This is a genomic window from Campylobacter showae (assembly GCF_963515975.1).
Classification (GTDB): Bacteria; Campylobacterota; Campylobacteria; order Campylobacterales; family Campylobacteraceae; genus Campylobacter_A; species Campylobacter_A showae_F.
Genome location: NZ_CAUPZM010000019.1, coordinates 39,349 through 48,380 on the forward strand (window position 1 = coordinate 39,349; position 9,032 = coordinate 48,380).

The 9,032-nt window shown below is 45.3% G+C and carries 8 protein-coding genes; all 8 read left to right on the forward strand.

The features are described from left to right. Positions 1-38 precede the first annotated feature (38 nt). The 8 genes from RWM02_RS07710 (at position 39) to RWM02_RS07745 (ending at position 8,712) form a co-directional block, all read left to right on the forward strand. Entirely contained in the window at positions 39-2,204 is a 2,166-nt protein-coding gene (locus RWM02_RS07710) for an AAA family ATPase (protein ID WP_314070800.1), read from the forward strand. Positions 2,205-2,222: 18 nt separating this feature from the next. Beyond that, positions 2,223-2,882 (forward strand): leucyl/phenylalanyl-tRNA--protein transferase, encoded by a 660-nt coding sequence (gene aat / locus RWM02_RS07715; protein WP_314070803.1) that lies wholly within the window; start codon positions 2,223-2,225, stop codon positions 2,880-2,882. A gap of 56 nt (positions 2,883-2,938) precedes the next feature. Then, a complete protein-coding gene (gene flgB / locus RWM02_RS07720) occupies positions 2,939-3,376 on the forward strand; it encodes a flagellar basal body rod protein FlgB (RefSeq protein ID WP_122863472.1) in 438 nt (145 codons plus the stop codon). A 9-nt stretch (positions 3,377-3,385) separates the two neighbouring features. After that, positions 3,386-3,883, forward strand: a complete 498-nt coding sequence (flgC, locus tag RWM02_RS07725; protein ID WP_002946576.1) for a flagellar basal body rod protein FlgC — start codon at positions 3,386-3,388, stop codon at positions 3,881-3,883. A 5-nt stretch (positions 3,884-3,888) separates the two neighbouring features. Next, on the forward strand, positions 3,889-4,191 hold the full coding sequence (gene fliE, locus RWM02_RS07730) for a flagellar hook-basal body complex protein FliE (protein WP_002946574.1): 303 nt from the start codon (positions 3,889-3,891) through the stop codon (positions 4,189-4,191). 3 nt (positions 4,192-4,194) lie between these two features. Continuing rightward, complete coding sequence (locus RWM02_RS07735) at positions 4,195-6,042, forward strand: peptidoglycan D,D-transpeptidase FtsI family protein (protein WP_122863471.1); 1,848 nt, start codon at positions 4,195-4,197, stop codon at positions 6,040-6,042. A 299-nt stretch (positions 6,043-6,341) separates the two neighbouring features. Continuing rightward, positions 6,342-7,220: a hypothetical protein gene (locus RWM02_RS07740; protein ID WP_314070811.1), complete on the forward strand. Its 879-nt coding sequence runs from the start codon at positions 6,342-6,344 to the stop codon at positions 7,218-7,220. Next, positions 7,174-8,712: an autotransporter outer membrane beta-barrel domain-containing protein gene (locus RWM02_RS07745; RefSeq protein WP_314070814.1), complete on the forward strand. Its 1,539-nt coding sequence runs from the start codon at positions 7,174-7,176 to the stop codon at positions 8,710-8,712. The genes RWM02_RS07740 and RWM02_RS07745 overlap by 47 nt, the downstream gene beginning before the upstream one ends. Positions 8,713-9,032 lie beyond the last annotated feature (320 nt).

Here is a 9,032-nt window from a genome sequence, read left to right on the forward strand (position 1 = left end):
AAAAACGGGCGCGCAAAAGGCGCAAAGAGGAGGAAATGATGTTTGACTCGGATTTAAGCTATCTTTTGGAAAAGGCCGGGCAGTTTGCCTACTCGAATTTTCACGAGTATCTAACCAGCGAGCACGTGCTTTTCGTGCTGGTAAATTTAAACGAAGAGACTAGAGATATCCTAGCTGACGCGGGGCTCACCGACGTCGAGGGGCTAAAAAGCGATCTAAAAAACTATCTACTGCAAACCAACGAGCAAGTCCCGCACCACAAACAGCCGCGCATGACGGTGCTTTTGGAGCAAATTTTTAAAGAGCTAAACGCTGAACTAAAGGATAAAAACGTCGGCATCAGGGATTTGCTCTTTAAAATCGCAGCCAGAGGCGACACGTACGGGGCTAAAATTTTAGAATTTTACGACGTTGATCCGCAAAAGATAAAACACCACGCAAAAGACGACAAGCAGGCTCGCGCCAAAAGCTTCCAAAACCTCGCCAAATACTCGTCAAATTTAACTAAACTAGCCGCCGAGGGCAAGATCGATCCGATCATCGGGCGCGAAAACGAGCTAGCAAGGCTAATGCAAACGCTAAGCCGCCGTAAGAAAAACAATCCAATCCTAGTAGGCGAAGCGGGCGTGGGCAAAACCGCCGTAGTCGAGGGGCTCGCGCTAAAAATCGCAAGCGACGATGTGCCGCAGCGGCTAAAGCAGGCGCAAATTTTCGCCCTGGATATCGGCGCGATGATAGCGGGCACCAAGTACCGCGGCGACTTTGAAAAACGCCTAAAAGACGTGATGGACGAGGTAGCCGAGCAAGAAGGCGCGATAGTTTTTATCGACGAGATCCACACGATCGTAGGTGCGGGAGCCACGAACGGCGGCGGGCTTGATATGTCAAATTTACTAAAGCCCGCGCTTGCAAACGGCTCGCTTCGCTGCATCGGAGCGACGACGTACGCGGAGTATCGCAGCTTTTTTGAAAAAGAAAAAGCTCTCTCTCGCCGATTTGCTAAAATCGACGTCGTAGAGCCGAGCGTGGACGAGAGCGTCGAGATCCTAAAAGGACTTCGCGCCAAATACGAGAGCTTTCACGGAGTCAAATTTAGCGACGAAATTTTAGCCAAAAGCGTCGAGCTAGCCAAAAAGTACCTAAACGATAGATTTTTGCCAGATAGCGCCATCGATCTCATCGACGAGGTCGGCGCGGCTCTAGCCCTACAAAACAAAACCAAAGCCGTAAAAATGTCCGATCTAAGCGCGGTTTTGAGCAAGATGGCAAATATCCCCGATACCAATCTAAAATCGGACGCCGCGGCAAATCTGAAAAACCTAGCCCAAAGGCTAAAATCTGAAATTTTCGGCCAAGACGAGGCCGTAGATACGCTAGTAGCGGCGATTAAGCGCTCGTATGCGGGACTAAAGCAGCCAAACGCTCCTGTAGGCGTATTTTTATTTACGGGATCTAGCGGCGTGGGCAAAAGCGAGCTAAGCGCAGCTCTAGCGCGAAATTTGGGCGTACATTTCGAGCGGTTTGATATGAGCGAATACATGGAAAAGCACAGCGTCTCGCGTCTCATCGGCGCGCCTCCGGGATATGTCGGTTTTGAAGAGGGCGGCATACTCACAAACGCCGTTAAAAAGCACCCCTATAGCGTGATTTTGTTTGACGAGATCGAAAAGGCCAGCGACGAGATGATAAACGTCTTTTTACAAATTTTCGACAATGCCAGCCTCACGGATAACACGGGGGCAAAGAGCGATTTTCGCAACGCCGTCATCATAATGAGCTCAAATTTGGGCTCAAAAGAGGCTCCGACGCTAGGCTTTAGCAAAGATGAAAGCGGTAAAGCGGACTCCGCGATAAAGGGATTTTTCAGCCCCGAATTTCGCAACCGCATCGATAAAATCGTGCATTTTAACGACCTTAGCGAGGACGCACTAAGCCTCATCGCGCAAAAGATAATTAACGAGATAAACTCAAGCCTAGCCGAGAAAAAAGTCGTCCTAAAAGCCTCCGCCGAAGCTAAAAAATACCTCTGGCAAAAGGGCTACAGCAAGGAATTCGGCGCGCGAAATCTAAAGCGTCTAGTGCAAGACGAGATCTCGACCAAGCTTAGCGACGAGATACTTTTCGGCGCGCTAAAAAACGGCGGCGTCGCAAATATCACGCTAAAAAACGGCGAGCTTGCGTTTAAATTTGAAACTCTAAAATAAGCGGACGCGGGGTCAAATTTGGAAAAAATTTATAACTTTCCAGACCCCGCAAACGCCCCCACAAACTCGCCTTTGGCCGTCGGCGGCGATCTAAGCGCCGATGCTCTTTTGCAAGCTTACGACAAAGGCATTTTCCCGTGGTTTTTGCCAGGCGAGCCCATATACTGGTGGTCGCCAGATCCTCGCGCGGTGCTAGTTCCAAGCGAGGTACGCGTGCAAAAAAGCATAAAACCCGCTCTTAAAAAATTTGAAGTGCGGTTCGACTACGACTTTGAAAATTTTCTAAAAATCTGCAAAAGCGAGCGCGAAAAACGTGAACCCACATGGCTATCGGAAGATATCGTGGGCGCCTACGTAAATTTACACCGTATGGGCATCTCGCATAGCGTGGAGGTTTACGAGAACGGCGAGCTAGCGGGTGGGCTTTACGGGCAAATTTTCGGTAAGGTCTTTTGCGGCGAAAGTATGATCAGCCTAAAAACGGGCGCGTCAAAGGTTGCTCTTATCGCGCTTTGCCGCGCTTTAGAGCCGTTTGATTTTCTCATCGACTGCCAGGTTATGAACGAGCACCTAAAATTTATGGGCGCAAAAGCGATGAGGCGAAGCGAGTTTTTAGCCAAATTTAACGAGCTAAAAAATCAGCCTAGCGGGTTTGGCGAATTTAAAAATTTACTCTAGTTTTGGAACGTATTTTGCTTATTATCTCGTAAAATTTAGAGAAAAAAGGCAGGAAAATGTTCGCAGGCATCCAAACCTCAAAATCAAAACCGCTCGTAGAAAGCGCGCTGGCAAGCAGAAATTTACGCCAGCAGATGATTTCTAGCAACATAGCAAACATCGACACGCCTTTTTACAAAGCCCGCGACATCGCGTTTGAAGCGGCTCTGTCGCAAACGGCGCAAGAAATCTACGGCAAAGACGAGAATAAAATTTTAAAACTCGCGCAAACGGACGGCGCGCACTTTCCTCGCGTGGATTTTCCGGCGTCAAACGGGGCGACGATATTTTTACGCGACGGACATATGGCGCGAAACGACGCAAACACCGTCGATCTGGATGTCGAAACGACGGAGCTTAGCAAAAACGCGATAATGATAACCGCGCTTGACCGCGCCATGAGGCAAAGCGGCCAGATCTTTAAAAACGTGATCGACGCTAGCAGTAAAATTTAAGGATAGATTATGAGCAATTATTTAAGCGACTTTGATATCAGCGGATACGGACTAAGCGCCCAGCGCTTTAGGATGAACGTCATCAGCTCCAACATCGCCAACGCAAACACCGTGCGAACGGCGGAAGGCGGCCCGTATAGACGCCGCGAGGTGATATTTAAGGCGGTTGATTTTGATAGCGTGCTAAACGACGAAGTGGCAAAAAAACACAACTTGCTCGAATACGAAAATCCGCTAGACGATAAATTCTATACAAAAGACGCAAAACCTGCTATAATGAGCGTCGTAGTTGACAAGATAGTGCGCGACGACAAGGATTTTAAGCTAAAATACGATCCGTCTCACCCCGACGCCGACGCGAGGGGCTACGTAGCATACCCAAACATCAATCCCGTCATCGAAATGGCGGACTTGATCGAGGCCACGCGCGCCTATCAGGCAAATGTTTCGGCATTTCAGTCGGCTAAAACGATCGCTCAAAGCGCGTTAGAATTATTACAAGGTTAAATTTTATGACAAATATAGATAAAATCGGCTCGGTCGCTTCGCCGTTTGAAAAAAAAGAAGCAAAGACTCTGCAAAACCAAAAAGGGGAGTTAAATTTCGGCGATATGCTCGATAACTCCCTAAAAGAGCTAAACGAGATACAAATCAACGCAGACAAAGCCATCGCCGATCTAGCAACGGGCGAGGTAAAAGACCTGCACCAAGCCGCTATCGCCATCGGCAAGGCCGACACGTCGATGAAACTCATGCTGGAGATCCGTAATAAGGCCCTAAGCGCATACAAAGAAATCTCAAGAACGCAAATTTAAGCCTTGAATCAGCGAAAATCAAAAACAATCGCTTTATTTGCGTTTATTTTATTTTTTATCTGCATATTTTTGGCAGTCATCTTTTACCGAGCAAATATCGAAAGACGCCTGCCAAAACTGGAAACCAGCGACATAAACACGGCCCTACGCGGCAACATCATCACAAAGGACGGCTTTAGCATCACAGGCAGCCAAAAGCTCTACAAAGTGATGATAGATACTAGAAATATCGACCCCGACAAAAAAGATTTATTTATCAAGCTTTACTGTATATATAGCGGCGACGATATCAAGCGCGTAACTAAAATCATCAACAGCCAAAAAGGCGCCGTTACGCTCTCCTACAAGATCGACGCCAAGGGCGCGGCATATCTGCAAGAGCTGTCAAAAAAGCTGTATAGAAAAAAAATCTTTATCCCGTATGAAGACCCAAACACCGGAGCTGCCATACTGCGTAATATGAGCATAATAGAAAGCGGCGAAAGTAGACAATATGTCGCTGCCGACGCACTCACGCCGATGATAGGTTACGTAAAAAAGGTCGAAAAAGACGGCATCACCAAAACAGAGGGTGTAAAAGGCGTAGAAAAAGCCTACGAATACTACATCTCCTCGATCCAAGACGCCAAACTGCTAGGCCCAAAAGACATCGGAAACAACATTATCCTTACAAGCGATTCAAATTTGGCTAACCGCGTGGACGGATACGATATCATACTAAACGCCTCGCTAAAACTACAGACCAGACTAGAGCAAATCATCGATGAAAAGAAAGAATTTCTAAACGCAAAAGAGATAATCGTAGGCATTATGAACTCAAAAACTGGCGGCCTGCTAGCGCTTGCCAGCACCTCTAGATATAGCCCCTCAAACATCAGAAAACAAGACTACAAGTCGCTAAACTCCTCGGCAACCGAGTACGCATACGAGGTCGGCTCGGTTTTTAAACCGTTTATTTTCGCCCTCCTTTTGGCAAACGACAAAATCAATCCGCTCGAGCGCATAAACACCTACAACGGCGTCTATCAGCTAGGAAAACGCACGATAAAAGATACGCACCCAGAGCCCTTCCTCACAGCCGAAGACATCATCGTATATAGCTCAAATATCGGCATGATACAGATCGCCCAGCGTCTAGACGGATCTCAAATTTACTCAGGGCTGCTAAATTTCGGCTTCACGCAAAAAACAGGTATCGACATGCCCTACGAACAGGTCGGAAACATGCCGCCGGTAGCCAAGCTAAATTCTCAAATTTACAAAGCCACGATCAGCTACGGGTACGGCTTGCAAGCGACTTTTATCCAGCTTTTAAAGGCGTATAACGTATTTAATAACAAAGGCGTGATGGTGACGCCAAAAGTCGTGGACTCACTCTATAAAGACGGCAAATTTTTCGTCGTAAACGACCCAAAACCGGTCGAAGCCATAAGCCAAGAAGCGGCCGAGAGGATGAAGCGCATCCTGATAAAAACCGTCGAGGTCGGCACCGGCAAAAGAGCAAAGGTGGAAGGTCTAGAAATCGGCGGCAAAACCGGCACGGCGCACATAGCCACAACCGGCGGCTACGCAAATACCTACAACGGCTCGTTTTTCGGATTCGTCAACGACTCGAAGGGCAATAGCTATACGATCGGAGTTTTAGCCAGAGAGCCGAAGAAACCGTATTATTATTTCGGCGCACAGAGCGCGCTACCGACTTTTAGAGCGGCCGTAGAGCTAATGGTAGAAGAGGGATTTTTAAAACCCGATGAAAATTTGACCGCGCCGGAACAAGCTACGCCGCCATCCGAAAACACGGAGAAAAAAGCCGCAAGCTCAACAAAACCTAAAGCTAAGCAGAAAAAGTGAATTTGCTTTAATCATTGAAGCGCGGAGCTAAATTTACTATTTTAAACTTATACTCGCTTGTAAATTTGGTTCACCCACAAGTCCATCCTGCCAGAATATTTATGTCTGCATGGATTTGGCGTTTGGCGCGGCTTTAAATTTGAGATTTTGCTCGGCGTTTTCTCGTTCAAATTTAACCAGCCAAATTTATCCACGCAACACTCAATGTTTATGGCGTAGATATATTTAATTAAAATTTAACTTATAATTTATTAAATAACATATATAATTCTCAAAAAAATTATTACCGAGGAATCATCATGAATTTGTGCGCAAGGCGCTGTCTTGCCCTCTCATTTGTCGTTATAAGTTCGCTTTGCGGCGCCGACTTTACCATGGATGACGGCGCCGACTTTGACGAGTATATCGCGTATATATCTAGCCGCCACGGCCGCGAAATGTTCGCACTGCCCGATAGCGACAACAACTCCCTTATCTGGGATAGAAAAGATAGTTTGATAGGATTAAATTACGATCTTGATATAGCCGGAGGATATAGCGATTTATCAGCTGTTTCAAACAACACTTTGGATTTTCGAGACTACTATGACACCGTTCATTTCCTTTATGGAGGGTATTCCGAAAGACAAGTCGCTATCTATAATACCCTTAAAATCAGCGGCGGTAAGATCAAACAAGCAGTCTATGGGGGTAGCGGACTTGTAGCTGCGGAAGGAAATAAAGTTTTCATCAGCGGAGGGGTTTTTGAAAAACCCGAAATTTACGGCGGACGCAGCTTTAGGGAAAATGCAGCAGATAATATCGTAGATATAGACAAAGGAGCCGATTTTAAGCAATCATCGCAAATATATGGAGGACATAGTATCGGCGGAAATGTCGAATACAATGCCGTATCCATACGCAAAGAGTCCGGCATAAAAGACGGCTCCAGGATTGTTGGCGGAGAGAGCCAAGAAGGAAGCGCCAAGGGTAATGAAGTGGATATAGACGCAGATGCCCTTGAGGCAAAAGTAGATATCTACGGAGGGATCAGCAACGAAGGCGAAGCAAAAGTCAACAAAGTAACTATAAACGGCGGAACTTTTAAACCAGGAAGTCCTATAATAGGAGGGAGGGTCGGTCTTAGTTTGCTTGACGCCACAAACAAATACGGTAACCATAAACGGCGGAATCTTTAAAGAGCCTCAAATCATAGCAGGAGAGTCCACAAAGGGCTCCGCCGCTGGCAATACGCTAAATTTAACCGGAGGAACATTTGAAGGACCTGCGGATATGTTTGCAGGAAAGTCCAGGGACGGCTCTACCGTAAATAACATTGTAAATTTAAATGCGCGCGGACTTGACTTGTCGGGTATTAAAATTTGGGGCGGCTTTACTAGCGATACAGCACAAGATTATTTCACCGGCAATACCATAAACGTAAGAGAAAAAAATATCAAGGCAAGTGCTATTTATAACTTTGAGTTTCTAAATTTCTACATACCGGTAGGATTTGCGCCAGCTACGGACAAGATGCTTGCCCTAGAGCATGCGCCCAATCTAGCAAAATCTAAGATAGGCGTAGGCATGATGAACGGCGGGGTACTTAACGGTGGAGACAAGCTAACGCTAATAGAAGCAGCAAACGGCGACATAACGTATCCAACCGATATGAGTAATCAAACGGGACAATTACAGGCCGGGATTTCGGCGCTATATCAATTTGAACTAAAAAAAGACGATGGAGCCAATAAAAAGCTTTTTGCAGTAGTAAAAAATGACGAAAGAGGCGGGCCGATCCTACTTCCATACCCTAAAAATATATTAGAAACTACGATTGGCGAGCTTGGCGTACTGCTATCAAGTTCTGATTTAACATCGTCCATGAGCCTCCAAACAGATAGCAACAGGGTCTTTGCCTCCACAATCGCATCTAGCACCAGACTCAAATCAGGCTCTCACGTCGATCTAAAAAGCTTTAACGCCGCCGTCGGTCTCTCTAAAGAATTTGAAGAAAACAAAGCCGGAGCATTTGTAGAGTTTGGCGGCGGCAAATATGATAGCTTTAACGACTTTGACAAAATAGACGTAAGAGGCAGCGGTAAATTTAAATATATGGGTCTTGGCATAATTACTAAGTTTAACCTGCCTAATAGCTTTTATATAAGCTCAGGCTTTAAAGCAGGCAAGATGAAAAGCGACTATGAAAGCGATATGCCCGCAATCACTACGGCTAAGTATGAAGCCACGAGAGGCTACTATTCGGCCCACTTGGGTCTAGGCAAGGTAATAGATATAAATGATGTATTAAGTATAGATATGTACTCTAAAGTGCTTTTGAACAAACTAGGCAAAAAAGAGGTGGAAGTAGTGGGAGATAAATTTCTTTTAGACTCTACCGTATCGTTACTGGGCAAACTGGGCTTTAGGTACAATTATACTCTAAGTGAAAAGCTTGATATCTATGCCGGCGCTAGCTACGAAAGAGAATTTAAAGGAGAGGCCAAAGGATACAATCTCACTCACAATGCAGCCATAAAGAGCCCAAGTATAAAAGGAAACACCTATAGCGCAGAGCTTGGAGCCAAACTAAATACCGCCAATAATATAAAGCTAGACTTTAACTTACAGGGTATGGCAGGAAAGAAAAAAGGCTTTAATGGCGGAATAGGAGCCGAGTGGAGATTTTAGCTTGATACAAAATCATTAATTTTACCAACCGAATCTTTTAAATTTACATTTAACAGATTTGGGCTTTATGTCGGCAAATTTAACTAAATGCTTTTTATTATATGCAAGTTGTATTAAATTTAAAGCTCCATATAATAAAAAACTTTTTAAAAAGCTTTATAAAGTTTTTTATTCGCTCATGAATTACTGCATTAATTTAGCATTTTCTCCTAAAAATACTTGAATAAAGTTTAATAAAGGAGCGCACCAACAACTTCATCAATCCAAGAACAGACAACATATTACAAGACAAACAAACTAAAGAATACAGAATGCAAAAC